Source organism: Streptomyces sp. NPDC031426 (assembly GCF_055581585.1).
In genome coordinates, this window is sequence record NZ_JBVIJE010000006.1 from 42,795 (window position 1) to 66,437 (window position 23,643).

General features: G+C 71.1%; 23 protein-coding genes and 3 pseudogenes. 14 read left to right on the forward strand and 12 right to left on the reverse strand.

Going from position 1 to position 23,643, the window contains the following annotated elements:
• Nucleotides 1–82: 82 nt before the first annotated feature.
• The 8 genes and pseudogenes from ACZ5NH_RS13375 to ACZ5NH_RS13410 all read left to right on the forward strand — a co-directional run bounded on the left by ACZ5NH_RS13375 (nt 83) and on the right by ACZ5NH_RS13410 (nt 9,562).
• Nucleotides 83–1,318 (forward strand): amidohydrolase, encoded by a 1,236-nt coding sequence (locus ACZ5NH_RS13375; protein ID WP_468774959.1) that lies wholly within the window; start codon nt 83–85, stop codon nt 1,316–1,318.
• A gap of 591 nt (nt 1,319–1,909) precedes the next feature.
• The gene (locus ACZ5NH_RS13380) at nt 1,910–2,968 is read left to right on the forward strand and encodes a BMP family lipoprotein (RefSeq protein ID WP_388619986.1); all 1,059 of its coding nucleotides are present in this window, start codon (nt 1,910–1,912) and stop codon (nt 2,966–2,968) included.
• A gap of 237 nt (nt 2,969–3,205) precedes the next feature.
• Nucleotides 3,206–4,732 carry an ABC transporter ATP-binding protein gene (locus tag ACZ5NH_RS13385; RefSeq protein WP_468775460.1) on the forward strand — a complete coding sequence of 509 codons (1,527 nt, stop codon included), beginning with the start codon at nt 3,206–3,208 and terminating at the stop codon, nt 4,730–4,732.
• Complete coding sequence (locus ACZ5NH_RS13390; RefSeq protein ID WP_468774962.1) at nt 4,729–5,856, forward strand: ABC transporter permease; 1,128 nt, start codon at nt 4,729–4,731, stop codon at nt 5,854–5,856. The genes ACZ5NH_RS13385 and ACZ5NH_RS13390 overlap by 4 nt, the downstream gene beginning before the upstream one ends.
• Nucleotides 5,856–7,142, forward strand: coding sequence for an ABC transporter permease (locus ACZ5NH_RS13395; RefSeq protein ID WP_388619989.1), 1,287 nt, complete (start codon nt 5,856–5,858; stop codon nt 7,140–7,142). Before ACZ5NH_RS13390 ends, ACZ5NH_RS13395 begins: the two co-directional genes overlap by 1 nt.
• Nucleotides 7,139–7,543 carry a cytidine deaminase gene (locus tag ACZ5NH_RS13400; RefSeq protein ID WP_388619992.1) on the forward strand — a complete coding sequence of 135 codons (405 nt, stop codon included), beginning with the start codon at nt 7,139–7,141 and terminating at the stop codon, nt 7,541–7,543. Before ACZ5NH_RS13395 ends, ACZ5NH_RS13400 begins: the two co-directional genes overlap by 4 nt.
• 73 nt (nt 7,544–7,616) lie before the next feature.
• Nucleotides 7,617–8,900 carry a thymidine phosphorylase gene (locus ACZ5NH_RS13405; RefSeq protein WP_468774964.1) on the forward strand — a complete coding sequence of 428 codons (1,284 nt, stop codon included), beginning with the start codon at nt 7,617–7,619 and terminating at the stop codon, nt 8,898–8,900.
• A gap of 59 nt (nt 8,901–8,959) precedes the next feature.
• Nucleotides 8,960–9,562, forward strand: a pseudogene (locus ACZ5NH_RS13410) (Uma2 family endonuclease).
• Nucleotides 9,563–9,569: 7 nt separating this feature from the next.
• Here ACZ5NH_RS13410 and ACZ5NH_RS13415 read toward each other — a convergent pair.
• Nucleotides 9,570–10,490 carry an AEC family transporter gene (locus ACZ5NH_RS13415; RefSeq protein ID WP_468774966.1) on the reverse strand — a complete coding sequence of 307 codons (921 nt, stop codon included), beginning with the start codon at nt 10,488–10,490 and terminating at the stop codon, nt 9,570–9,572.
• A gap of 67 nt (nt 10,491–10,557) precedes the next feature.
• Here ACZ5NH_RS13415 and ACZ5NH_RS13420 point away from each other — a divergent pair, with 67 nt between their 5' ends.
• Nucleotides 10,558–10,944 (forward strand): STAS domain-containing protein, encoded by a 387-nt coding sequence (locus ACZ5NH_RS13420; protein WP_468774968.1) that lies wholly within the window; start codon nt 10,558–10,560, stop codon nt 10,942–10,944.
• On the opposite strand, the gene ACZ5NH_RS13425 is transcribed toward ACZ5NH_RS13420, so the two are convergent.
• The 4 genes and pseudogenes from ACZ5NH_RS13425 to ACZ5NH_RS13440 all read right to left on the reverse strand — a co-directional run bounded on the left by ACZ5NH_RS13425 (nt 10,828) and on the right by ACZ5NH_RS13440 (nt 13,687).
• Nucleotides 10,828–11,841 carry a sigma-70 family RNA polymerase sigma factor gene (locus tag ACZ5NH_RS13425; protein WP_451552920.1) on the reverse strand — a complete coding sequence of 338 codons (1,014 nt, stop codon included), beginning with the start codon at nt 11,839–11,841 and terminating at the stop codon, nt 10,828–10,830. The two genes, ACZ5NH_RS13420 and ACZ5NH_RS13425, sit on opposite strands and share 117 nt — an antisense overlap.
• 108 nt (nt 11,842–11,949) lie before the next feature.
• Nucleotides 11,950–12,183 (reverse strand): annotated as a pseudogene (locus tag ACZ5NH_RS13430) (DNA polymerase III subunit beta); the annotation flags it as partial.
• Nucleotides 12,184–12,232: 49 nt separating this feature from the next.
• A pseudogene (locus ACZ5NH_RS13435) lies at nt 12,233–12,316 on the reverse strand (hypothetical protein); the annotation flags it as partial.
• Between the two features lie 81 nt (nt 12,317–12,397).
• A complete protein-coding gene (locus ACZ5NH_RS13440) occupies nt 12,398–13,687 on the reverse strand; it encodes an MFS transporter (protein ID WP_468774969.1) in 1,290 nt (429 codons plus the stop codon).
• A gap of 62 nt (nt 13,688–13,749) precedes the next feature.
• Between ACZ5NH_RS13440 and ACZ5NH_RS13445 the strand changes: the two genes are divergently transcribed.
• Nucleotides 13,750–14,712 (forward strand): LysR family transcriptional regulator, encoded by a 963-nt coding sequence (locus ACZ5NH_RS13445; RefSeq protein ID WP_468774971.1) that lies wholly within the window; start codon nt 13,750–13,752, stop codon nt 14,710–14,712.
• 22 nt (nt 14,713–14,734) lie between these two features.
• Here the strand turns inward: ACZ5NH_RS13445 and ACZ5NH_RS13450 are convergent, their stop codons facing one another.
• Nucleotides 14,735–15,496 carry a prolyl oligopeptidase family serine peptidase gene (locus tag ACZ5NH_RS13450; RefSeq protein ID WP_468774973.1) on the reverse strand — a complete coding sequence of 254 codons (762 nt, stop codon included), beginning with the start codon at nt 15,494–15,496 and terminating at the stop codon, nt 14,735–14,737.
• A gap of 123 nt (nt 15,497–15,619) precedes the next feature.
• Between ACZ5NH_RS13450 and ACZ5NH_RS13455 the strand changes: the two genes are divergently transcribed.
• Nucleotides 15,620–16,783, forward strand: coding sequence for an adenosine deaminase (locus ACZ5NH_RS13455; protein ID WP_388620016.1), 1,164 nt, complete (start codon nt 15,620–15,622; stop codon nt 16,781–16,783).
• Nucleotides 16,784–16,931: 148 nt separating this feature from the next.
• On the forward strand, nt 16,932–17,300 hold the full coding sequence (locus ACZ5NH_RS13460) for an ATP-binding protein (protein ID WP_468774975.1): 369 nt from the start codon (nt 16,932–16,934) through the stop codon (nt 17,298–17,300).
• A gap of 83 nt (nt 17,301–17,383) precedes the next feature.
• Here the strand turns inward: ACZ5NH_RS13460 and ACZ5NH_RS13465 are convergent, their stop codons facing one another.
• The 5 genes from ACZ5NH_RS13465 to afsQ1 all read right to left on the reverse strand — a co-directional run bounded on the left by ACZ5NH_RS13465 (nt 17,384) and on the right by afsQ1 (nt 21,269).
• The gene (locus ACZ5NH_RS13465) at nt 17,384–17,584 is read right to left on the reverse strand and encodes a PspC domain-containing protein (RefSeq protein ID WP_388620020.1); all 201 of its coding nucleotides are present in this window, start codon (nt 17,582–17,584) and stop codon (nt 17,384–17,386) included.
• Nucleotides 17,585–17,696: 112 nt separating this feature from the next.
• Nucleotides 17,697–18,263, reverse strand: coding sequence for a VanZ family protein (locus tag ACZ5NH_RS13470; protein WP_468774977.1), 567 nt, complete (start codon nt 18,261–18,263; stop codon nt 17,697–17,699).
• A gap of 110 nt (nt 18,264–18,373) precedes the next feature.
• Nucleotides 18,374–18,991: a hypothetical protein gene (locus ACZ5NH_RS13475; protein ID WP_388620025.1), complete on the reverse strand. Its 618-nt coding sequence runs from the start codon at nt 18,989–18,991 to the stop codon at nt 18,374–18,376.
• Complete coding sequence (locus ACZ5NH_RS13480) at nt 18,991–20,595, reverse strand: ATP-binding protein (protein ID WP_388620027.1); 1,605 nt, start codon at nt 20,593–20,595, stop codon at nt 18,991–18,993. Before ACZ5NH_RS13480 ends, ACZ5NH_RS13475 begins: the two co-directional genes overlap by 1 nt.
• Nucleotides 20,592–21,269 (reverse strand): two-component system response regulator AfsQ1, encoded by a 678-nt coding sequence (afsQ1, locus tag ACZ5NH_RS13485; protein ID WP_031024517.1) that lies wholly within the window; start codon nt 21,267–21,269, stop codon nt 20,592–20,594. The genes ACZ5NH_RS13480 and afsQ1 overlap by 4 nt, the downstream gene beginning before the upstream one ends.
• 240 nt (nt 21,270–21,509) lie before the next feature.
• Here afsQ1 and ACZ5NH_RS13490 point away from each other — a divergent pair, with 240 nt between their 5' ends.
• Entirely contained in the window at nt 21,510–22,250 is a 741-nt protein-coding gene (locus ACZ5NH_RS13490) for a SigE family RNA polymerase sigma factor (protein ID WP_388620030.1), read from the forward strand.
• 209 nt (nt 22,251–22,459) lie between these two features.
• Here ACZ5NH_RS13490 and ACZ5NH_RS13495 read toward each other — a convergent pair whose 3' ends face one another.
• Nucleotides 22,460–23,098, reverse strand: a complete 639-nt coding sequence (locus ACZ5NH_RS13495; RefSeq protein ID WP_451551641.1) for a uridine kinase family protein — start codon at nt 23,096–23,098, stop codon at nt 22,460–22,462.
• A 127-nt stretch (nt 23,099–23,225) separates the two neighbouring features.
• Here ACZ5NH_RS13495 and ACZ5NH_RS13500 point away from each other — a divergent pair, with 127 nt between their 5' ends.
• The gene (locus ACZ5NH_RS13500; protein WP_468774980.1) at nt 23,226–23,630 is read left to right on the forward strand and encodes a hypothetical protein; all 405 of its coding nucleotides are present in this window, start codon (nt 23,226–23,228) and stop codon (nt 23,628–23,630) included.
• Nucleotides 23,631–23,643 lie beyond the last annotated feature (13 nt).

Consider the following 23,643-nt stretch of genomic DNA (forward strand, 5'->3'; position numbering starts at 1 on the left):
TTCCCCTAACGGGCTGAAGTTTTGTTGATCGAGGGGTAGTCGACCAGCCGGGCGTCCTACCCTTCAGAGGGTGAAGCAATTGATGTCCCTAGAGTCCGAGGCCGGCCTCGCGGGGGATGTGCTCCCCGGCGTGCTGAGCGAAGCCCTGCACGCCGAACTCGTCGCCTTCCGTCGCGACTTGCACATGCACCCTGAGCTGGGCAATCAAGAGTTCCGTACGACCGCCGCGATCAAGGAGCGGCTGGAGCAGGCGGGGCTCAGGCCCCGGGTGCTCGCCAAGGGAACCGGACTCGTCTGTGACATCGGCATGACGGACGGTGAGCGGCCGGCCGTACCGCTGCTGGCCCTGCGCGCGGACATCGACGCCCTGCCCATCCCGGACACCAAGACCGACTGCCCGTACCGGTCGACCGTGCCCGACCGGGCGCACGCGTGCGGGCATGATGTGCACACGACCGTCGTGCTCGGCGCCGGGCTCGTGCTCGCCGACCTGTATGCCAAGGGCCTGCTGCCGCGGCCGGTGCGGCTGCTCTTCCAGCCCGCCGAGGAGGTGCTGCCCGGCGGCGCGCTGGACGCCATCGAGGACGGGGCGCTGAAGGGGGTCGAGCGGATCCTCGCCGTGCACTGCGACCCCCGCGTCGACGCCGGGAAGGTCGGGCTGCGGCACGGCGCGATCACGAGCGCGTGCGACCGGCTGGAGATCGCCCTGGACGGGCCCGGCGGGCACACCGCCCGGCCGCATCTGACCACCGATCTCGTCACCGCCGCCGCCCGGGTCGCCGTCGACCTGCCCGCGCTGATCGCCCGCCGCGTCGACACCCGGGCCGGGCTGGCGCTGACCTGGGGGCGGATCGAGTCGGGGCACGCCCCGAACGTGATCCCGCAGCACGCCGAGCTGTCCGGGACCGTGCGCTGTCTGGACCTGGAGGCCTGGCGGCAGGCCCCCGACCTCGTGCACGCGGCCATCGACGAGGTCGCCACCATGCACCGCGCCAAGTCCGAGATCACCTATGTGCGCGGAGTGCCGCCCGTGGTCAACGACCGGGAGTCCACCGAGCTGCTGCGCCGGGCGATGGCGGCGCGGCGGGGCCGGGACTCCGTCGAGAGCACCGAGCAGAGCCTCGGCGGCGAGGACTTCTCCTGGTACCAGGAGCACGTCCCGGGCGCCATGGCCCGGCTCGGCGTCCGCAAGCCCGGCGAGCGCACCGTGCGCGATCTTCACCAGGGCGACTTCGACGCCGACGAGCACGCCATCAAGGTCGGTGTGGAGATGTTCACGGCGGCGGCCTTCCTGGAGCCGAACGACGTACAGGGCTGAGCGCCCGGGCCCCGGGGTCTCTGCGGCCCCCCCCGGGGGTGACCCGGAGACGGGTTCCTGGGGTGGCACGAGACCGGGCCCTGGGGCGGCCCGGGGGACGGGCGTCCGGGGGGGACCGAGACGGGCTTCTGGGGTGGCCCGGGGGCGGGCGTCCGGGGTGGCGCCGAGACGGGCTTCTGGGGTGGGCTGGGGGCGGGCGTCCGGGGTGGCGCCGAGACGGGCTTCTGGGGTGGCCCGGGGACGGGCGTCCGGGGTGGCACCGAGGCGGGGCCCTGGGGTGGCCCGGAGACGGGCGTCCGGGGTGGCCTCCGAGGCGGGTGCCCGGGGCCCGGGACGGTTCCGCTGGCCGGCGCAACACACATGTAAGCCATTCGTACACGCTTCGCAACAGCGCCATGAGAGGACCGGGAGAGCGAGTTCAGACGCTGTTTGCCTCGAATCGATAACGGCTTCGCGAGAGGGTTTTTTGCGACATCTACGCGCGTTACGATGCCGCGAAGCCGACGCCGCCGGGGCGTTTCGGCTCGAGCACTGGCATGGTGCTCACATCAAGCGCCGACACGGCGCTCAGGTCAGGTGAAGGAGCCTCCCGTGCGCCGGGTAGCCAAGCTTTCCGCTGCGGCAATCGCCACCGCAGCTCTCGCCGTGACTGCCACCGCGTGTGGCAGCACGTCCTCCGACAACAACGCCAGCCCCTCGTCCTCGGGCGGCGCCAAGGGCGGCATCAAGATCGGCCTCGCTTACGACGTCGGCGGCCGTGGTGACCGTTCCTTCAACGACTCCGCCGCGCGCGGTGCCGACAAGGCCGCGAAGGAGTTCGGCGGTTCCATCAAGGAGCTGACCGCCAAGACCTCCGACACCGAGGCCGACCGCGAGCAGCGCCTGTCGGACCTGGCGCAGGCGGGGTACAACCCGATCGTCGCCGTCGGTTTCTCCTACGCGCCGGCCGTGACCAAGATCGCCAAGCAGTTCCCGAAGACCAACTTCGGCATCGTCGACTCGGTCGTGAACGCGAGCAACGTCGACAGCATCACGTTCACCGAGGAGCAGGGCTCCTACCTGGCCGGTGTCGCCGCGGCACTGAAGACCAAGAAGGACCACGTCGGCTTCATCGGCGGTGTCGACGTCCCGCTGATCAAGAAGTTCGAGGCGGGCTACGTCCAGGGCGTCAAGGACACCAACCCGAAGATCAAGGTCGACACCCAGTACCTGAGCCACGGCTCGGACTTCTCCGGCTTCGCCAGCCCCGACAAGGGCAAGGAGGCCGCGCAGGGCATGCTCGACAACGGCGCCGACGTGATCTACTCGGCCGCCGGCTCCTCCGGCAACGGCGCGATCGAGGCCGTCAGCGGCACCAAGGGTGCCTGGGCCATCGGCGTGGACTCGGACCAGTACAACATCCCGGGTCTGGCCAAGTACAAGAACTCGATCCTGACCTCCATGGTCAAGAACGTCGACGTCGGTGTGTACGACTTCATCAAGTCCGTGCACGACGGCAAGCCGCTGGCCGGCCTCAACGCCTACTCCCTCGCCAAGAACGGTGTCTCGCTGGCCACCAGCGGTGGCTTCATCAACGACATCCAGCCCAAGCTGGACGCCGCGAAGCAGAAGATCGTCTCCGGCCAGATCAAGGTCAAGACCACCCCGTGACCCGTCCGGTACGGCCGGACCGCCGATGCGGCGGTCCGGCCGTACCGCGGGACCTGAGGCTCGGCGCGGGGGCGCCCTCCGGAGCCCCCCCGTCGAGCCATAACAATGTGTCAACTCTACGCGTGTAGCGTGGAGTTGCCGCGCTAGCGTCGCCGACGCCCAAGCCCTCCCCTACGCAGCCCCTTTCCCCGAGGAGAGTGCGCCATCAACGCGTCCAGCCCTCCCGCTGCCGTCGAACTGCGCGGCATCACCAAGCGTTTCCCCGGCGTCGTCGCCAACCGCGACATCGACATCACGGTCCACACGGGCACCGTCCACGCCCTGTGCGGTGAGAACGGCGCCGGCAAGTCCACCCTGATGAAGATCCTCTACGGCATGCAGCAGCCGGACGAGGGCACCATCACGGTCAATGGCGAACAGGTCACCTTCCACAACCCCGGCGACGCCATCGCCCGCGGCATCGGCATGGTGCACCAGCACTTCATGCTCGCCGACAACCTCACCGTGCTGGAGAACGTCGTCCTCGGCGCGGAGAAGCTGTACGGCATCGGCAACAAGGCCCGCACCAGGATCAAGGAGATCTCGGACGCGTACGGCCTGAACGTCCGCCCGGACGTGCTGGTGGAGGAGCTGGGCGTCGCCGACCGCCAGCGCGTGGAGATCCTCAAGGTCCTCTACCGTGGCGCCAAGACCCTCATCCTCGACGAGCCGACGGCCGTGCTCGTGCCGCAGGAGGTCGACGCCCTCTTCGACAACCTGCGCGAGCTGAAGTCCGAGGGCCTCACCGTCATCTTCATCTCCCACAAGCTGGGCGAGGTGCTGTCGGTCGCCGACGAGATCACCGTCATCCGGCGCGGCACCACCGTCGGCACGGTCTCGCCGCAGGGCACCACCCCCAAGCAGCTCGCCGAGCTGATGGTCGGCGCCGAGCTGCCCACCCCGGAGACCGCGGAGTCCACCGTCACGGACGTGCCGATGCTGAAGGTCGAGGGGCTGCACCTGGCGCAGACCGACCTGGAGGGCATCGAGCGGATCATCCTGGACCAGATCTCCCTCACCATCCACAAGGGCGAGGTCCTCGGCATCGCCGGTGTGGAGGGCAACGGCCAGTCCGAGCTGGTCGAGGCGATCATGGGCATGCGCCACCCGGACGCCGGCGTGATCACCCTCGACGGCACCGACATCTCCGGCACCCCCACCCGCGACCGCCGCGAGGCCGGCATCGGCTACATCCCCGAGGACCGCCACCGCCACGGCCTGCTGCTGGAAGCCCCGCTGTGGGAGAACCGCATCCTCGGCCACGTCACCGAGAAGCCCAACGTGCGCGGCCGGCTGCTCGACATCAAGGCCGCCCGCGCCGACACCGAGCGGATCGTCCAGGCCTACGACGTCCGCACCCCCGGTATCGACGTGACCGCGGGCTCGCTGTCCGGCGGCAACCAGCAGAAGCTGATCGTCGGCCGCGAGATGAGCCACGACCCCAAGCTGCTCATCGCCGCCCACCCCACCCGCGGTGTGGACGTCGGCGCCCAGGCGGCCATCTGGGACTACATTCGCGAGGCCCGCCGCGAGGGACTGGCCGTCCTGCTGATCTCCGCGGACCTGGACGAGCTGATCGGGCTCTCCGACACCCTGCGGGTGATGTACCGCGGCCGCCTGGTCGCCGACGCCGACCCCGCCACCATCACCCCCGAAGAGCTGGGCTCCGCCATGACGGGTGCGGCCACCGGCCACCTGGAGCACACAGAGGACGACGAGCGATGAACAAGCTGACCTCACGGATCGACAAGGAGCGGCTGCTCCTCGGCCTCGCCGCGCCGGTGCTGGCGGTCGTCGCCGCGCTCGTCGTCACCGCCCTGGTGATCCTCGCGACCGGCAAGAACCCCGGCTCCGCGTTCAGCGACATGATGACCTACGGCTTCGCCAGCGACAGCCAGGTCTACATCCTGAACAAGGCGACGACGTACTACCTCGCGGGCGTCTCCGTCGCCATCGGCTTCCGGATGAACCTGTTCAACATCGGCGTCGACGGCCAGTACCGGCTCGCCGCGTTCTTCGCCGCCGTCCTCGGCGGGGCGCTGACCGTGCCCGGCTGGATCGCCATCCCGCTGATCCTCATCTGCGCCATGGCGACCGGCGCCCTGTGGGCGGCCATCGCGGGCGTCCTCAAGGTGACGCGCGGCGTCAGCGAGGTCATCTCGACCATCATGCTGAACTCGATCGCCACCGCGATCATCGCCTACCTGCTGCAGCCCGGAAAGCTGGCCCAGCTGGAACAGGGCGGCACCGTGGTCTCCACCAAGCCGCTGCCGTCGTCCTCGTACTTCTTCAGCATCAACACCGGCCCGGCCGGGCAGCTGTGGGGCTTCATCTTCATCGCCGCCGCCGTCGGTGTCGCGTACTGGTTCGTCCTCGGCCGCACCCGGTTCGGCTTCGACCTGCGCACCGTCGGCCAGTCCGAGAGCGCCGCCTCCGCGAGCGGTGTGTCCGTGAAGAAGATGATCGCCACCAGCATGATCATCTCGGGTGCGGTGGCCGGTCTGATCGGCATGCCGACCCTGCTCAACGACTCCTACGCGTACAGCAACGACTTCCCGGTCGGCATCGGCTTCACCGGCATCGCCATCGCGCTGCTCGGCCGCAACCACCCGATCGGCATCGCGCTCGGCGCCCTGCTCTGGGGCTTTCTGGAGCGCACCACCAACCACCTGGAGTTCCAGGGCTACGACAAGGAGATCCTCGGCGTCATCCAGGGCGTCATCGTCCTGTGCGTCGTGATCGCCTACGAGGTCGTGCGCCGCTACGGCCTCAAGCGCCAGCAGCAGAAGGTCGGCGCCGAACTCGCCGCCCAGGCCGCCGCCCCGACGAAGAAGCAGGAGGTGGCGTGATGACTGCCACGATGACCGACACGCCGCCGCCCGCGGCGCCCAAGGCGGCGGGCGCGCCGCAGCGCTCGGGCCGCTCCTTCGGCCAGATCCTCCTGCTCGTGGCGGGTGCGCTGCTGCTCCTGGCCGCGGTCCGCATGATCACCGGCTCCCAGCAGCTCGACTCCGCCGGCCAGGTCAGCGCCGCGCTCGGCCTCGCCGTGCCGATCGGCCTCGCCGGCCTCGCCGGTCTGTGGTCGGAGCGCTCCGGTGTGGTCAACATCGGCCTCGAAGGCATGATGATCCTCGGCACCTTCGGCGCCGGCTGGGTCGGCTGGCAGTCCAGCCCCTGGCTCGGCCTGCTGTGCGGGATCGGCTTCGGCGTCCTCGGCGGCCTGCTGCACGCCGTCGCCACCGTCACCTTCGGCGTCGACCACATCGTCTCCGGTGTCGCGATCAACCTGCTCGCGCTGGGCGCCACCCAGTACCTCGCCAAGCTGTTCTTCGCGGGCGGCAGCGCGGCCAACGCGGGCGGCAACCCCAAGCAGTCCCCGCCGGTGGACTCGCTGCCGCAGGTCACCGTGCCCGGCCTGTCCAGCGGCCTGCACTCGATCGAGACCCACCACTGGTTCCTGATCTCCGACCTCGCCGGCATCATCGGCGGTCTGGTCACCAACCTGTCCGTGATCACGATCCTGGCCGTGGTGCTGTTCGTCGGCAGCTGGTGGCTGCTGTGGCGCACCCCGTTCGGTCTGCGGCTGCGCTCCTGCGGTGAGAACCCGACCGCCGCCGAGTCCCTCGGCGTCAACGTCTACACGTACAAGTACGCGGCCGTGGCCGTCTCCGGTGGCCTCGCCGGCCTCGGCGGTGCCTTCCTCGCGCTGGTCACCTCGCACACCTACCTGGAGGGCCAGACCGGTGGCCGCGGCTACATCGGCCTCGCGGCGATGATCTTCGGCAACTGGCGTCCGGGCGGACTCGCGATGGGCGCGGGCCTGTTCGGCTACTCCGACGCCCTCCAGCTGCGCAACGGCGGTCCGACCGTCCACGCGCTGCTGCTCCTGCTGGTCATTCTGCTCGTCGCCCTGGCAGGCTGGAAGCTGTATCGCACGTCGCTGTGGCAGGGCGCGATCAGCCTGATCGTGGCGGCGCTGGTGCTGCTGTGGTACCTCGTCACCGACGAGGTCCCGAGTGACTTCGTGGGTGCCACGCCGTACGTCGTCACCCTGCTGGTGCTGTCGCTGTCGGCGCAGCGCCTGCGGATGCCGAAGGCGGACGGCATGCGCTACCGGAAGGGTCAGGGCAAGTGACGCGGAATGCCGCCGGGTTCGACTGGGAGGCGCTGCGGGAGGTGGCGCGCGAGGCGATGTCCCACGCTTACGCCCCCTACTCCGGCTTCCCGGTCGGCGTGGCGGCCCGGGTCGACGACGGCCGCACGGTCACCGGCTGCAACGTGGAGAACGCCTCCTACGGCATCGGCCTGTGCGCCGAGTGCGGCCTGGTGTCCGACCTGCAGCGCACGGGCGGCGGCCGCCTGACGCACTTCACGTGCGTGGACGGCACCGGCGGACTGCTGGTGCCCTGTGGCCGCTGCCGTCAGCTGCTGTACGAGTTCGGGGGCCCGGACCTCCTCCTGGACACCCCCGCGGGCGTCCTCTCGCTGTCCGAGATGCTGCCCCAGGCCTTCGGCCCGGACCATCTCACCAAGTAAGTCCCGTACGGCCCCCCTGCCCCGCTCGCAGGGGGGCCGCACACTTCGCACCTCCGGAAGGAAGCCACCAGCCATGGCCATGGACGCCATCTCCGTGATCCGCACCAAGCGGGACCGCGGCGAGCTGACCGACGAGCAGATCGACTGGGTCATCGACGCGTACACCCGCGGCGAGGTCGCCGACGAGCAGATGTCCTCGCTCGCCATGGCGATCCTGCTCAACGGCATGAACCGGCGCGAGATCGCCCGGTGGACGGCGGCAATGATCGCCTCCGGCGAGCGCATGGACTTCTCCACCCTGTCCCGCCCGACGGCCGACAAGCACTCGACGGGTGGCGTCGGCGACAAGATCACGCTCCCGCTGGCCCCCCTCGTCGCGGCCTGCGGTGCCGCGGTCCCGCAGCTCTCCGGCCGGGGCCTCGGCCACACGGGCGGCACCCTGGACAAGCTGGAGTCGATCCCGGGCTGGCGCGCGCTGCTCTCGAACGAGGAGATGCTGTCCGTGCTGGAGGGGACCGGCGCGGTCATCTGCGCGGCGGGCGACGGCCTGGCCCCGGCGGACAAGAAGCTGTACGCGCTGCGGGACGTGACGGGCACGGTGGAGGCGATCCCGCTCATCGCCTCTTCGATCATGTCGAAGAAGATCGCCGAGGGCACGGGCTCCCTGGTCCTGGACGTGAAGGTGGGCAGCGGCGCCTTCATGAAGACGCTGGACGACGCCCGCGAACTGGCGACCACCATGGTCGGCCTGGGCACCGACCACGGCGTGAAGACGGTGGCCCTCCTGACCGACATGTCGACCCCGCTGGGCCTGACGGCCGGCAACGCGCTGGAGGTCCGCGAGTCGGTGGAGGTCCTGGCGGGCGGCGGCCCGGCGGACGTGGTGGAACTGACGCTGGCCCTGGCGCGCGAGATGCTGGAGGCGGCCGGGGTGAAGGACGCCGACCCGGCGAAGGCCCTGGCCGACGGCTCGGCGATGGACGTCTGGCGCCGCATGATCGCGGCGCAGGGCGGCGACCCGGACGCGGTGCTGCCCACGTCGAAGGAACAGCACGTGATCAAGGCGCCGTCCTCGGGTGTCCTCACCCGCCTGGACGCCTACGGCATCGGCATCGCCGCCTGGCGCCTCGGCGCCGGCCGCGCCCGCAAGGAGGACCCGGTGCAGGCGGCGGCGGGCGTCGAGATGCACGCCAAGCCGGGCGACACGGTGACGGAGGGCCAGCCCCTCCTGACCCTCCACACGGACACCCCCGAGCGCTTCGAGTACGCGCTGCAGGCGGTGCAGGGCTCGTACGACATCGCGGCGCCGGGCACGGACTTCACGCCGTCGCCGGTGGTGCTGGAACGTATCGCCTGACCAGGGGATTTCCCTTTCGGGTGAACGGGATCGGTGGACCGCCGCCGGTCCCGTTCGGCATGCTGGGATCGGTGACGCACCGATGTCGACCACTCGTCGGCCAGCAGCCACGAGTGGGACGACGTCGTCCGGATCTGGCAGGAGACGGACGCGCCAGAGGGCTGCAAGGTGGAGATCATCGAGGGGATCGTCACCGTGGCACCACCGCCGTCCAACGCCGATAACGACTTGCCGACCTCGTGCAGCGCGAGCTGTACAAGGTCATTCCTCGGGACTGGGGCATCTACCAGACTCTGGGCACGGCCGTGCCGTCCCGCGACGGGCTCTACATGCCCGACCTCGCGGTAGCGCCGAGGGAGGCACTGCGCGTGGAGAAGCGCAATTACGTCCCGGCGGCTGCGGCCGAGCTGGTCGTTGAGATCACCTCGAAGTCGAACGCGAGCAACGACCGCATCAAGAAGGCCGCTGGATACGCTCAGGCGGGCGTTCCGCTCTACCTCCTCATCGACAGCTGGGCGCCCGGAGGCCCCACCATCACGCTGTACGGTGAGCCGCAGGGCGATGTGTACCGCGTGCTGCGCGCAGGAAAGTTCGGGGACGAGTTCATGCTTCCGGAGCCGTTCAATCTGGAGCTCGACACCAGCGAGTTCCCCTTCGACTGACCTGCCGTCACCCCAACACCGCCGCCACTCCCACCAGCACCGGCACCGACACGACCGTCGACAGCAGGATCGACTCGCGGGCCAGGCCCTCGGCCACCCGGTAGCGGCTCGCGTAGGTGAAGATGTTCTGCGCGCCAGGGAGGGCCGAGGTCACCACCACGTCCAGCAGCGGGGCGCCGTGGAGGCCGAAGACCGCCGTCGCCAGCGCCCACGCCACCAGCGGCTGGCCCAGGGACTTCAACGCCACGGACAGCAGGACCAGTCGGCGGTCCCGGCCCCGGCCGGGGGCCGAACTGCCGGGCAGCGACATGCCGAAGGCCAGCAGGGCCGCCGGGACTGACATGTTGCCGATCAGGGTCAGGGGATTCAGCAGTGGGCCGGGGATGGTCCAGCCCGCCGCCGACACCACGACTCCCGACAGCGAGCCCACCGCTATGGGATTGCGCAGCGGTGTCAGCAGGCGCCGCCACAGCGTGCCCTTCTCGCCCATGCCGGACAGGTCCAGGATCGTCAGCGCGACCGGCGCCACCAGGACCACCTGGAACAGCAGCACCGGCGCCACCAGCGACGCGTCGCCCAGGACGTACGCCGCGATCGGAATACCGAGGTTGCCCGAGTTGACGTAACCGGAGCACAGAGCGCCGATGGTCGTACGGCCCACGCCCCAGCTGCGTACGGTACCCACCGCCACGAAGGCCCCGACGACCGCCGCCGTGCTCAGAGCCGTCACCAGCAGGCGAGCCGAGAACAGCACCGACAGGTCGGCGCGCGCGAGGGTCGTGAACAGGAGCGCGGGGCCCGCCACCGTGAAGGCCAGCCGGGTCAGCACCTCGCCGCCCTGCACCCCGAGCGTCCCGCGCCGCCCGAGCACATAACCCACCCCGATGACGACCGCGATCACCGCGAACCCGCTCAGCACCCCCGTCACACGGCCAACCCTCCGAGGAGAACGGGGAACCGGTCAATGTGCTCTGTGCCGGCGGTGATCGATGCCGATGAGTTCCGCCCGGTCCGCCGGTCTACCGAACGTGGATGCCAAGGAACCCGCCGTGCTCGTGCTGCCCGGCCCTGTCACCCGGGACGAGGCGGCGGCGCTGTGTGCCCGGGTGCAGATGCTGCTGGCGGGCAGCGGGGCCCGCGTCGTCGTGTGCGACGTGGGCGGGCTCGGGCCCCCGGGCCTGGCCGCCGTGGACCTGCTGGCCCGGCTGGAGCTGGCCGCCCGCCGGGCCGGCGGGCGGATTCGGCTGCGGGACCCCGATCCCGCGCTACACGCCCTTCTCGACCTCGCCGGGCTCCGCTTCCAGATGGAGGGGGAGGCCGAAGAGCGGGAACCAGCGCTTGGTGTCGAGGAAGCAGTGGAAACCGGTGATCCGGCCCTCTGACAGCTCCAGCACCTGCACGGCCCAGGGAGCGAAACCGCCCTGCTCCTCGTCCGGCTTGTAGTGCGCGAACCCCGGCAGTCCGTTGACCTGCACCGGCAGCAGGCGGGAGCCGGCACAGGAGGCACCGAGCGTCGACATGAAACCGGTGATGTCGGCGGGGCCGCGCAGCCACAGGTCGAACGGCGGCATCGTCATGATGGCGTCCTCCTGCAGCAGCGCCGTCAGCGCCGTCATGTCGTAGCCCTCGAAGGCTTTGACATAGCGCTCCAGGAGTTTCTGCTGCTCCTCGTCGAGAGGATCGGACACCGCGCCCTCGGGGCTCGCGTCCGCGCGCTCCGCGAGCGTGGCCCGTGCCCGCTGCAGCGCGCTGTTGACCGAGGCGACCGAGGTGTCCAGCAGCTCGGCGACCTCGCTGGCCTTCCAGGCCAGCACCTCGCGCAGGATCAGCACCGCCCGCTGCTTGGGCGGCAGCTGCTGGAGGGCCGCCATGAAGGCCAGCCGGATCGACTCCTTCGCGACGGCGGCCTCCGCCGGATCGTCGACCGTAGGCAGCACGCGCGCGTCCGGCATCGGCTCCAGCCAGGTGTGGTCGGGGCGGGGGGAGAGCGCGACCTGCGCGAGCGGTGTCGATTCCGTCAGGTCCATCGGTCTCGCCCGCTTGTTGCCCGCCGTCAGCATGTCCAGGCACACGTTCGTCGCGATCCGGTACAGCCACGAGCGCAGGCTGGAGCGGCCCTCGAACTTGTCGTAGCTCCGCCACGCCCGCACCAGGGTGTCCTGCACCGCGTCCTCCGCCTCGAAGGAGGAGCCGAGCATCCGGTAGCAGTACCCGGTCAGTTCGGTCCGGTGCTTCTCCAGTGCGACGTCGAGGTCCGCCGTCGCCGTGCTGTCACCCATCGTCCACCCACCCCTGTGGCCGTCCCTGTAGCGCGCCATCGCGCCCCAGCACTTGGGAAGCTACCGCAGCCCACTGACAACGGCCCCCCGAGTCCGGAAAAGCGCAGCTCAGACCAGTTGCTTCACGGACATGAGCAGATGCCGGTGCCCCTCTGCCACCCCGGTTCCGCCCAGCAACGCCCGCTGCCCGGCCCCGAGCAGCTCCATCCGCAGCCCGGTGCCCTCGAAGGAGGTCAGCGCGTCGAGCAGATACGCCGGGTTGAACGCCACGGTGACCTCCGCCGCGCCCCGCAGGACGGCCGGCAGCCGTTGTGCCGCCACGTCGTCGCCGTAGCCGCCCCGCCTCCGCGGTCAGCACCAGTCCGCCGAGCACGGGCACCGGCGTCCGGGCGGCCAGCGCGCGTGCGGCCCTGCCCACGGCCTCCGCCAGCTCTCCGCGCGCGATCCGGAACTCCATACGGCAAACCCCCTGCATCGAAGGGCCAGTTGTCCGGCAGACGCTATCCGCGCCCACTGACAACCGGCCCCGAGCAGGGGGAACGCCGGGTTCGGCGCGTCAGGCCACGACCGGCTCCCGCCGCGCCGCCACCCGGGCCGCGCGCGTGCCGAGCACCGTGATGGTGACGACGCCGGCGACCGCGAGCAGACCGACGCCGACCGTGCCGCCCCAGCCGTCGGCGTGGAAGGCCGTCGCGCCGACCGTGCTGCCGACGCTGGAGCCGATGTAGTACATGGACTGGTACAGGGCCGAGGCCTGGGCGCGGCCCCGCGTGGCCGTCTTGCTGACCGCCGAGGAGGCGACCGCGTGGCCCGCGAAGAAGCCCGCCGTGATCAGCACCAGGCCCAGCAGGACCAGCGGCAGGGAGGGGGCCAGCGAGAGCAGCAGGCCCGCCGCCGTCGTACCGCCCGCCAGGTACAGCGCGCCCCGGCGGCCGAGCCGGCCCACCAGCCGGCCCGCCGTGGACGCCGACACCGTGCCCACCAGGTAGACCAGGAAGATCGAGCCGATGATGCCCTGCGGCAGCCCGAACGGCGCACCCGTGAGCCGGTAGCCGATCACCGTGTACACACCGCCGAACACCGTCATGAACAGCGCGCCGATCGCGTACAGCCGCCGCAGCAGCGGGTTCGCGAGGTGGGCGCGGACCGTGCCGAGCAGGACCCCGGGCCGCAGCGAACCGGCCATGAAGTGCTTCGGCGCCGGGAGCAGCAGCCGGAAGGCGATCGCGCATCCGACGGCGATCACGCCGATCACGCCGACGGCCACCCGCCAGCCCCACTCCTGGGCCACCCAGCCGGTGATCACCCGGCCGCTCATGCCGCCCACGCTGTTGCCCGCGACGAACAGGCCGATCGCCGTGACCAGCGCCTTCGGCCGGACCTCCTCGGCCAGATAGGCCTGCGCCGAGGCCGGCAGCCCGGCCAGCGCCGCGCCCTGCAGCGCCCGCAGCACCACCAGCACCCCGAGCGACGGCGCGAACGGCACCAGCAGTCCCACGGTCACCGCGACGGCCAGCGAGGCCGTCATCACCGTACGGCGGCCGTAGCGCTCGGAGAGGGCGCTCATGGGCAGGACGAACAGGGCAAGTCCGCCGGTCGCGGCCGCCACGGTCCAGCTCGCCTCGCTCGCCGCGACCCCGAACTCGCCGGAGATCAGCGGCAGCAGGGCCTGCGTGGAGTACAGGAGGGCGAAGGTCGCGACTCCGGCGAGGAAGAGGGCGAGGCTCATCCGGCGGTAGCCGGGCCCGCCCGGAGTCATACGGGAGTCGGAGGCGGAGGTGTCGGAGACGGGGACGTGCGGTGCGGCGCCCACGATGGTGGACGCCCCGGTACTGGCGGGAGACATGCCTCGACCGTATGGAGGGCCGTCTCATCCGTCCAATGCATGGAATCGCCATAATCGTTCCCATGCAGCATCAGCAGAGCTCACAGCCTCGCCTGTCACCGAACAGTGACACAGAAGACATGTCCGCGATGTCGCGGGTGCTGGCGCCCCGCCTCGCGTACTTCGCCGGCGTGGCCCGCACCGAGCACGTCACCCGCGCCGCCCACGAGATGAACGTCCCCCAGTCCACCCTCTCCCGCGCGATGGCCCGCCTGGAGCAGGACCTCGGCGTCGACCTGTTCGCCCGGCACGGCCGCACGGTCTCCCTGACCCCCGCCGGCCGCACCTTCCTCACCTCCGTCGAACGCGCCCTCGCCGAGATCGAGCGGGCCGCCGAGGAGGTGCGCGCCGACGCCGACCCGGCCACCGGCAAGGTCGCCTTCGGCTTCCTGCACACCATGGGCGCCGAGACCGTACCCGGCCTTCTGCACGCCTTCCGCGAGGACCACCCGCGCGTCCGCTTCAGCCTGGTCCAGAACTACGGCGAGGCCATGCTGGAGGGCCTGCGCGCCGGCGAGCTGGACCTCTGCCTCACCTCACCGGTCCCCGACGCCCCCGATCTGGTCGCCCGCCGCCTGGACGAGCAGAAACTCCGCCTGGTGGTCCCCGCCGACCACCGCCTGGCCTCCCGCCGCCGCATCCGCCTCGCCGAGGCCGCCGACGAATCCTGGGTCACCCTGGAACCCGGCTACGGCCTGCGCCGCATCTTCGACTCCCTGTGCCGGGAGGCCGGCTTCCGCCCGAGGGTCGCCTTCGAGGGCGAGGAGGCGGAAACCCTGCGGGGCTTGGTGGCGGCGGGCCTGGGGGTCGCCCTCCTGCCACCGCCGACGGTCCCCAGGCCAGGGGTCGTGGAGCTGACGGTGACGGCCCCGAGGGCGGTACGGGAGATCGGCGTGGCATGGCTGGCGGACCGCCCGGACACCCCGCCGGTGGCGGCGTTCAAGAAGTTCCTGCTGTCGAGACGAGGAAGCCTGCTGCCGACCTGAGCGGCGCCGGCCCGAAGGGGCTCTACCGCCTCAACGACTTACCGAACCCCGCGGCCAACGGCATCCGGAGCCCGATCGGCGGCGGAGCGGCCAGTGCGTCCTCGACAGGGCGGGACACGGAGTGCCCGAACAGCGCCCCCATCATGAAATCGACGGCCAGCCAGGCCACTTCGTCCCGATGCCCATGCAGCCCGTGCCCGTCGGAATGCACCTCGAACCGGCACACCTCCCGGTTCACCTTCTTCGCCCGTGCCGCGAACCGGAACGACAGCTCGGGATCGGTCCGCTCGTCGTTCGTGCCGTGCACGATCAGCACCCGCCGCCCCACGAGCTGCCGCACCGGCTCGGCAGGCGCGGCCACATCGTCCTCCGGCAGCCAAGGAGCCAGCGCAACAACGGAGTTGACGGCCTCATGCCCACCGGCCCGCAGCGCCGCCCGGCCGCCCATGTCCATCCCGACCAGGCACACGGGAACGTCCCCGTACCGTCGTACGACCTCGTCGGCCGCCCACTCCGCGTCCGCCGCCAGATGCGCCTCGCTGCCGTTCCAGCCCCGGTACCGGTAGTGGACGGTATGGACGGCCAGTCCCTCCTCCCGCCCCGCGCGAGCGAACCGCCGGCCCAGAGAGCGCAGCGCGGTCGCCGCCCGAACGAGGGATGGCCCGCGGTCGGAGACCTCCTCCCCGCCGGGGAGCAGCACCACCGCTCCGCACACCGCCGTCGGCTCCGGGCCGACTGCCTTTCCCAGCCTGGCCGTTCGGGCCGGCGTCGCTTGCTGTCCCATGGCAGAACAGTGTCAGAAGGAGCGGTGTACGAAACCCTTACGTGCGGTCACCTTTGCGTATCGGCGGAAAAGCGATGTCGCCGATTCCCGGTCTTCTACGCGCGTAGGCGCTACAGTGCGGAAATGACGAGCCAGACCGCACCGACCGGGACGCTTCCGACGCCGGACCAGATCCGCCGGGCGCCCAAGGTTCTGCTGCACGACCACCTCGACGGCGGGCTCCGCCCCGGAACCGTCGTCGAACTCGCCCAGGAGACCGGCTACTCGGAGTTGCCCGAGACCGATCCGGACAAGCTGGGCCTCTGGTTCCGCGAGGCCGCCGACTCCGGCTCGCTGGAACGGTATCTGGAGACCTTCAGGCACACCGTCGGCGTCATGCAGACGCGGGAGGCGCTCGTCCGGGTGGCCCGCGAGTGCGCCGAGGACCTCGCGGAGGACGGCGTCGTCTACGCCGAGGTGCGGTACGCCCCCGAGCAGCACCTGGAGCGCGGGCTGACCCTGGAGGAGGTGGTCGAGGCCGTCAACGAGGGGTTCCGGCAGGGCGAGCGGCTCGCCCGGGAGAACGGCCGTCGCATCCGGGTCGGCGCCCTGCTGACCGCCATGCGGCACGCCGCCCGCTCCCTGGAGATCGCCGAGCTCGCCAACCGCTACCGGGACTCCGGAGTCGTCGGCTTCGACATCGCGGGCGCCGAGGCCGGCTATCCGCCCACCCGGCACCTGGACGCCTTCGAGTACCTCAAGCGCGAGAACAACCACTTCACCATCCATGCCGGCGAGGCCTTCGGGCTGCCGTCCATCTGGCAGGCGCTGCAGTGGTGCGGCGCCGACCGGCTCGGGCACGGGGTGCGGATCATCGACGACATCGAGGTCCGCGAGGACGGCTCCGTGACGCTCGGCCGGCTGGCGTCGTACGTCCGTGACAAGCGGATCCCGCTGGAACTGTGCCCCAGCTCCAACCTGCAGACCGGGGCGGCGCCCTCCTACGCCGAGCACCCGATCGGACTGCTGCGCCGGCTGCACTTCCGGGCCACCGTGAACACCGACAACCGGCTGATGTCGCACACCAGCATGAGCCAGGAATTCGAGCATCTGGTCGATGCCTTCGGTTACACGCTCGATGATCTGCAATGGTTCTCCGTCAATGCGATGAAATCAGCGTTCATTCCTTTCGATGAACGACTCGCCATGATCAATGACGTCGTCAAGCCCGGGTATGCGGAGCTGAAATCCGAATGGCTGTTCCGGCAGACGGCCTCCACCAGCACCTCTGCCGATTCCGAGGGCTAGTCACCCCCGGACTCCCGCGCGGAATGCGGACGCGCTTTCACAAGCCGTCCGCATTTCGGTGTTTGCGGCGGGCGGCCCGGCATGTTTACGGTCGTGGACCGCTCAATCGTTCGTGATCTCCGTCTCCGCATTCAAGGACGCATTCACCATGAAGCAGTCTGCTGCCAAGACCCTCGGTGTCGCCGCCCTCGGTGCCGCCTTCGCCGCCGTCGGCGCGGGAGCGGCCAACGCGGCCCCGGCCGTCCCCGACGCCGCCCCGGCCACGCAGGCGCTGGACTCCGTCACCAGGACGCTGCCGGCCGAGAACGTCTCCAAGGCGCTGCCGGGCGCCGCCCAGGTGCTCTCGCAGGGGAAGGGTGCCGTGGGTGCCGGGGTGGCCGCCGCGCAGCCGGCCGTCCAGAACGTGCTCGCCAAGGGCCCGACCGCGCCGGTCGCCGGGCTGCTCGGCGGGCTGCCGCTGCACAACACCGGCCTGCCCACGCACGGTCTGCCGGTCAACGGGATCCCGCTCGGCTGACGCCGACGCCGACGGCCGTACGACGCCGCCGGGGCGCCCCGGAACTGTCCGAGGGCGCCCCAGCGGCGTTCACGCGTCCGCCCTCACCAGGCGGTGCGTGTCTTGTCCTCGGCCGGCAGCAGGATCCACAGTGCTATGTAGAGCAGGAACTGCGGGCCCGGCAGCAGGCAGGAGAGCAGGAAGATCACCCGCATCGTCGTCGCGGAGATGCCGAAGCGCCGTGCCAGTGCGGCGCACACTCCGCCGATCACGCGGCCGTGGGTGGGGCGGGCAAGGGCGGACATGGCGACTCCTCCGTGGTCGTCGGCTCGCTCGTCGAGCCGGGGCCGGGGCCGCCCCGGTGGCGTCCCTCGACCGTCTTCCACAGTAGGGAGACGAAGCGGGCGAAGCGTCGCTCTACGGGGCGATCCCGACCCTGGGAATCGTCGGGGTGCGACCCTGAGGCAGCTCCTCCTGCACGGTGACGGGCGGCTCCGCCCCGGCGTCCGGCCGTGCGTCCCGGCGCCGCAGCCAGGCGCGGCCCGCCGGTACGACGGCCAGGTGGGCCAGGGCGACGCCCGCCGTGTTCAGCAGCAGCGAGTCGACGTCCACGACCCTGCCGGGCACGCCGGTCTGCAGCAGGGCTACGCCGGTGGAGACGAGGGCGCCCGCGGCGGTCGTACGGACCAGGGAGGAGAGCGGGGAGCCGGTGAGCCTGCCGTGTGCCATCGGCAGCAGCACGCCCAGCGGGGCGAGCAGGGCCAGGCCCTCGCCGATGCGTCTGGCCGCCTGCGGCCAGCCCAGGGCCAGGTCGGCCCGGATGCCGGCGAAGGGGTGCAGGTTGGGGGGCGTGACCCAGGGGACGTCCAGGGGTCGCAGCATCAGCCAGGCGACGAGGGCGAGATGGGCGACGAGGAGGACACCTCCCGTCACCCGGACATGGATCGCGGCGCTGCCGCCGCCTATGGAGCCTTGACGCTGCACGCCCCCCTAGACGCCACGCCGGTGCCGATCGGTTCCGCGCCGCGACGATCCGGTCGCCCTGTGCTGTGGAAAGGGGTTTCGCCGCGGGGGGTCCGGTTCGCTGCGGGGCGCTACCTTCCCGCGACCTCGCTCGACGGCGGCTCCGCGCTGCCCGGCCGGTCGCGGACGTCGTCCGTGCAGTCGTAGCGGCGCAGTGGCCCGGTGTCCGGGCCGCCGAGGATGACCGAGCCGTCGTCCTCCGTCGCCGCCGAGTCGGAGAGGGTGCACACGATCTGGGCGAGGGCGTAGGAGGTGAGCCGGGACGGTGCCGTGCTCAGGCGGAGTGCGTCCTCGGGGTCCCCGTGGCCGGGCCCGCGCACCGTGAGGCCGCCCGGCACGTACGTCGTATAGCCCGCGGAGCGCTCCGCGGCGGACGGGGACGCGGCGAGCTGGTCCAGGAGCCCCTGCGCCACGATCACGCGGCGCCGCGCGTCCGGGGTGCCCACGGGGACGCGCACCGTCCGGTCGACGGTCACCAGGGACGCCCCGCACAGCAGGAAGACCTGCACGGGCAGGCCCTGCGAGGACTGCTTGGCCAGGTCCGGGCCGGCCAGTGAGCACGGCACCCGGGAGGGCGCCGCCCCGAAGTCGGTCGGCACCTGGGTTGCCCGGATGCCGCAGCCGGAGAGCAGCAGGCCGAGGAGGGGCAGCGCCAGCAGGCGTCGCACGGTCAGGCGTCGTACGGACATCACCCCTCCTTTCCTGAACTTCCCGGGCTTCCGGAGTTCCCGGAAGCGTCCTTGTCGGTCTTGTCGCCCTCGTCGGTCTCCTCCGTGAGCCGGGAGGCGTCCCGCGGCAGCCGCAGGGTGAACACCGCGCCGCCCTCGGGCGAGTTGGCGGCGCTGATCGCACCACCGTGGATGTGGGCGTTCTCCATGGCGATGGACAGGCCCAGCCCGCTGCCCTCGGAGCGCGGCCGGGAGGCGCTGGCCTTGAAGAACCGGTCGAAGACGTGCGGGAGCACGTCCTCGGGGATGCCCGGCCCGTGGTCACGCACCGCGATGACCAGGTCGTCGCCGTCTATGCGCACCGACACCCGCACCGGAGACCCGCCGTGCTTGAGCGCGTTGCCGATCAGGTTGGCGAGGATGACGTCCAGCCGGCGCGGGTCGAGGCGGGCGTGGATGCCGCGCTCGGCGTCCAGCTCGACCGCGTCCAGCCAGGCCCGGGCGTCGATGCAGGCGGTGATCTGGTCGGCGATGTCGACGTCGTCCAGGACCAGCCGGGCGGTGCCCGCGTCGAAGCGGGTGACCTCCATCAGGTTCTCGACCAGGTCGTTCAGGCGCCGGGTCTCGCTCACCACCAGCCGGACCGCGGGCTCGATCATCGGGTCGATGCCGCCGGCCTCCGACTCCAGCTCCTCCTCCAGCACCTCCGTCACGGCGGTGATGGCGGTCAGCGGCGTCCGCAGCTCATGGCTCATGTCGGCGACGAAGCGACGCGAGGCCTCGTCCCGCGCGGCCATCTCCTCGACCCGTTTCTCCAGCGCCTCGGCGGCGTTGTTGAACGTCCGGGACAGATCGGCGAGTTCGTCGGTCCCCGACACCCGCAGCCGTGTGTCCAGCCTGCCCTCGCCGAGCCGCCGGGCGGCGACCCCCAGCCGGTGCACCGGCTTGAGCACGGTCGTGGCGGCGGCCTGCGCGAGCAGCGCGGCGCCGATGAGCGCGAGCCCGGTGGCGATGCCCAGCGACCAGGCCAGCGAGTTGAGGTCCTTCGCCTCCGGCTCCAGCGACTTGGCCATGTAGCCCGTGGGCCCGCCGCCGATCACCCGCGAACCGGCCACCAGATACGGCGTGCCGTGGTTCACGACCCGCTGCCAGTACAGGTGGTACGGCTCCTTGTTGTCGTCGGTCACCTTCTGCTGCTTGTTCACCGCCGCGCGCAGCGACTTGGGCACGTCCTCCAGCGAGAAGCCGTTGATGCCGCCCGAGTTGCCGTACACCGTCTTGCCGGCGGCGTCCTGGGCGACCAGCAGCACGCTGAAGTGCTGGCTGCTCGCGGCCATCTGGCCCGCCGCGCGCTGCAGTTCGTCCTGTGTGGGATGGGCCGGCAGCGCGCCCGCGCGGTTCTGCATCTCCTGCCGGAAGTCGCGCAGCACCGCGTCCTGGGCGCGGGTGAGCACCGCTTCCCGGTTCAGCCAGTAGGCGATGCCGGACGCCGAGACCGCGGCCGTGAGCGCCACCAGCGCGAAGACGACGACCAGGCGCAGCCTGAGGCTGGTGAACCTGAGCCGCGACAGACTTCCCGTGCGCCGCGCGGACCAGCCGCGCAGCCCTCCTTGCGTGTCGGTCACTGAGGCGCGTCCAGGCGGTAGCCGACACCACGCACGGTACGGATCAGCGTCGGGGACGACGGCACGTCCTCGACCTTCGCGCGCAGCCGCTGCACACAGGCGTCCACGAGCCGCGAGTCACCGAGATAGTCGTGCTCCCACACCAGCCGCAGCAGCTGCTGCCGGGACAGCGCCTGACCGGGCCGCCGGCTCAGCTCCAGCAGCAGCCTGAGCTCGGTCGGGGTCAGCTGCAGATCCTCGCCGTTCTTCGTCACGGTCATCGCCGACCGGTCGATGACGAGGCTGCCGAAGGTCGCCGAGTCGCTGGACTCGCGCTCCCCGCGGCGCAGCACCGCCCGGATCCGGGCGTCCAGCACCCGGCCCTGCACCGGCTTGACCACATAGTCGTCGGCGCCGGACTCCAGTCCGACCACCACGTCGATGTCGTCACTGCGCGCGGTCAGCAGGATGATCGGCAGCTGGTCGGTGCGCCGGATGCGACGGCACACCTCGAAGCCGTCGATGCCGGGCAGCATCACGTCCAGCACGATGAGGTCCGGCCGCTGCTCGCGCAGCAGCTTCAGACCGTCCTCACCGCTGGCAGCGGTCGCCACCCGGTGTCCCTGGCGCGTCAGGGAGAGCTCCAGGGCCGTACGGATGGCGTCGTCGTCCTCGATCAGCAACAGGGAAGGCACGGGCTCATTCTGGCCCATGGACGGGCTGTCGTACGACCCGCCGACACCAGGCCTTCCCCAGCGCCACCACCTGTGCACTTGCTGTGACGACACCGGATCCGGGCCCTGTGACAGGTCTGTGACAGTCGGCGGACACGGCGATGAAGTGGCCCCGGCAGTCTTTTGGACACGGGCAGGGCGGGACGGACCGGCCGGCCCGGCGAGACCGAACCACCGGAAGTCCACCACGGGGAGCGCGAGATGAACACGCTGCACAGCATCAGCACCAGCGCCGTAGTCACGCGTCTGCACGACGTGCACCGGGGTTCCGAGAAGTCCGGTGCCGTGAGCGGGCGGGGGTGCGCTCGCGGCACCGGGCGTCAGCACACCGCCTACATGACGGTGGTCGACGCACACACGGGGGACACGCACGGGGGATCCGCGTACGGGGAGGACTCGGGGGAGCAGCGCCGTTCCCTGACGGAGGCGGAGTTCACCGCCTACGTCCAGGAGCGCCGCGCCTCCCTGTACGCCACCGCCTACCACCTGACCGGCGACCGCTTCGAGGCCGAGGACCTGCTGCAGAGCGCGCTGTTCTCGACGTACAAGGCGTGGGAACGGATCAGCGACAAGGCCGCGGTCGGCGGATACCTCCGCCGCACCATGACCAACCTGCACATCAGCGCCTGGCGGCGCCGCAAGCTCAACGAGTACCCGACCGAGGAACTGCCGGAGACGCCCTCCGACACGGACGCGATGCGCGGCACCGAACTGCGCGCGGTCCTGTGGCAGGCGCTGGCCCGGCTGCCCGAGGTCCAGCGCACCATGCTGGTCCTGCGCTACTACGAGGGCCGCACGGACCCGGAGATCGCGGAGATCCTCGACATCAGTGTCGGCACGGTGAAGTCCAGCATCTGGCGCTCGCTGCGCCGGCTGCGCGAGGACGAGGTCCTCAGCTTCGGCCGTGACGAGGAGAGCGCCTTCGGCGAACTGGTCGCCTGAAGGTCAGGGGTCACTCGGGGGTGACCCGCGGGGGGACACGGGGGAAAACGGAGGGGGACACGGGGGACCACCGGGGGAGGATCACGGGGGAAACGGGGGAGCACAGAAGCGGGACTGGAGGGTCGGGGGGCCTGTCCAGTCCCGCTGCCCGTTTCTACGCCTGAACCGGCGCCGCTCTCGCGGACGTGGTGGTTCGCCGTCGTGGCTGCTCAATCAATGGTTGCGGTGCTCTTCGCGTTGACATGCCGTCCCGCTGCCGCGAGCCGACCCAGCGCCTCGTCGCGATCACAGGGATGCGCCCCCAGGGACACCTGACGGGCGACGATCGACCGCTCGGCACGCATCAGCCGCCAGCCGCGGCGCAGCAGGAACGGCACCGACTTGCGGCCCTCCTGCAGATCCCGCAGGAACCGCCGACGGAAGGTGACGACCGGGCCGCGCGTCAGACACAGGGCGTCCGCGAGCACGCCCAGTTCCCGGCACCGCTCGACGATCTCCGCCGCGAAGATGCCCTCCGCGATGAACAGCGGGGTACGGCCGATGTGCAGCGTCTCCTCGCCGGTACGGGCGCTCAACGAGATGTCGTACACCGGCACCGGCGTCGAACCGGCGGCACACAGCCGGGTGATGGCCTCAAGGGCGACATCCGCGTCCCAGGACTCCGGATGGTCCCAGTCGATGTCCGAACTCCCCTCCACCAAGGGCAGAGTCGGGTCGTCACCCTCCTTGTAGAAGTCGTCCAGACGCAGGACGGGGAGCCCGGAACGGGCGGCGACGAGTGACTTGCCCGAGCCCGAGGGGCCGCAGAGCAGCACGACGCGGGCGGAGGACGGGGGATGAATGCTCACGGAACACCAGTTTGACGTATGGCGGCGCGCCTGCCGACCCCGCGGGTCGGCTTTTGAGCGTGACTCCCGCCTCAACTACCCTACGTGCCGACACCATTACCCTTCGCACCAAAAGGCGGCACCAGCGATGGCCCGACAGACCTCCCCTCAGCACCCCTTCGCGCAGCGCGCCTTGATCGCCCTGGCAACCGCCGGAGCGGCCCTGGGCGCGGGCGCGGCGACGGCCCACGCGAACCCCGCCGGCCCGGTCGTCGAGGTGCCGTGGCGGTCGGCCTCGCTCGGTCACACCGACCCGAATGCGGGCCTCACGGCGCTCACCGGCACGGTGGGCCATGTCACGGGCCCGCTGGCCGGCCTCAAGCCCAACCCCCTGGCGGGCACGGGCGCGGACCCCCTGAACAACGGGGTCGGCGCCCAACTGGCCGACTTCAAGCCGGCCACCACACAAACGGTGACGGCACCGGTGGCCGAGGCCCGGTCACTCGGGGCGGTACCGGTAGTGGGCCAGGCCCTCGGAGTCCTGGGCCACTGAAGCGCCTCTTCAG

What these genes read in the sequence shown, in the direction of transcription:
- ACZ5NH_RS13375 (WP_468774959.1), top strand. Translation starts at nt 83, where the DNA reads ATGTCCCTAGAGTCCGAGGCCGGCCTCGCGGGGGATGTGCTCCCCGGC.
- ACZ5NH_RS13390 (WP_468774962.1), top strand. Translation starts at nt 4,729, where the DNA reads ATGAACAAGCTGACCTCACGGATCGACAAGGAGCGGCTGCTCCTCGGC.
- ACZ5NH_RS13395 (WP_388619989.1), top strand. Translation starts at nt 5,856, where the DNA reads ATGACTGCCACGATGACCGACACGCCGCCGCCCGCGGCGCCCAAGGCG.
- ACZ5NH_RS13405 (WP_468774964.1), top strand. Translation starts at nt 7,617, where the DNA reads ATGGCCATGGACGCCATCTCCGTGATCCGCACCAAGCGGGACCGCGGC.
- ACZ5NH_RS13420 (WP_468774968.1), top strand. Translation starts at nt 10,558, where the DNA reads ATGAGTTCCGCCCGGTCCGCCGGTCTACCGAACGTGGATGCCAAGGAA.
- ACZ5NH_RS13425 (WP_451552920.1), bottom strand. Translation starts at nt 11,841, where the DNA reads ATGGGTGACAGCACGGCGACGGCGGACCTCGACGTCGCACTGGAGAAG.
- ACZ5NH_RS13440 (WP_468774969.1), bottom strand. Translation starts at nt 13,687, where the DNA reads ATGTCTCCCGCCAGTACCGGGGCGTCCACCATCGTGGGCGCCGCACCG.
- ACZ5NH_RS13445 (WP_468774971.1), top strand. Translation starts at nt 13,750, where the DNA reads ATGCAGCATCAGCAGAGCTCACAGCCTCGCCTGTCACCGAACAGTGAC.
- ACZ5NH_RS13450 (WP_468774973.1), bottom strand. Translation starts at nt 15,496, where the DNA reads ATGGGACAGCAAGCGACGCCGGCCCGAACGGCCAGGCTGGGAAAGGCA.
- ACZ5NH_RS13455 (WP_388620016.1), top strand. Translation starts at nt 15,620, where the DNA reads ATGACGAGCCAGACCGCACCGACCGGGACGCTTCCGACGCCGGACCAG.
- ACZ5NH_RS13460 (WP_468774975.1), top strand. Translation starts at nt 16,932, where the DNA reads ATGAAGCAGTCTGCTGCCAAGACCCTCGGTGTCGCCGCCCTCGGTGCC.
- ACZ5NH_RS13465 (WP_388620020.1), bottom strand. Translation starts at nt 17,584, where the DNA reads ATGTCCGCCCTTGCCCGCCCCACCCACGGCCGCGTGATCGGCGGAGTG.
- ACZ5NH_RS13475 (WP_388620025.1), bottom strand. Translation starts at nt 18,991, where the DNA reads ATGTCCGTACGACGCCTGACCGTGCGACGCCTGCTGGCGCTGCCCCTC.
- ACZ5NH_RS13490 (WP_388620030.1), top strand. Translation starts at nt 21,510, where the DNA reads ATGAACACGCTGCACAGCATCAGCACCAGCGCCGTAGTCACGCGTCTG.
- ACZ5NH_RS13500 (WP_468774980.1), top strand. Translation starts at nt 23,226, where the DNA reads ATGGCCCGACAGACCTCCCCTCAGCACCCCTTCGCGCAGCGCGCCTTG.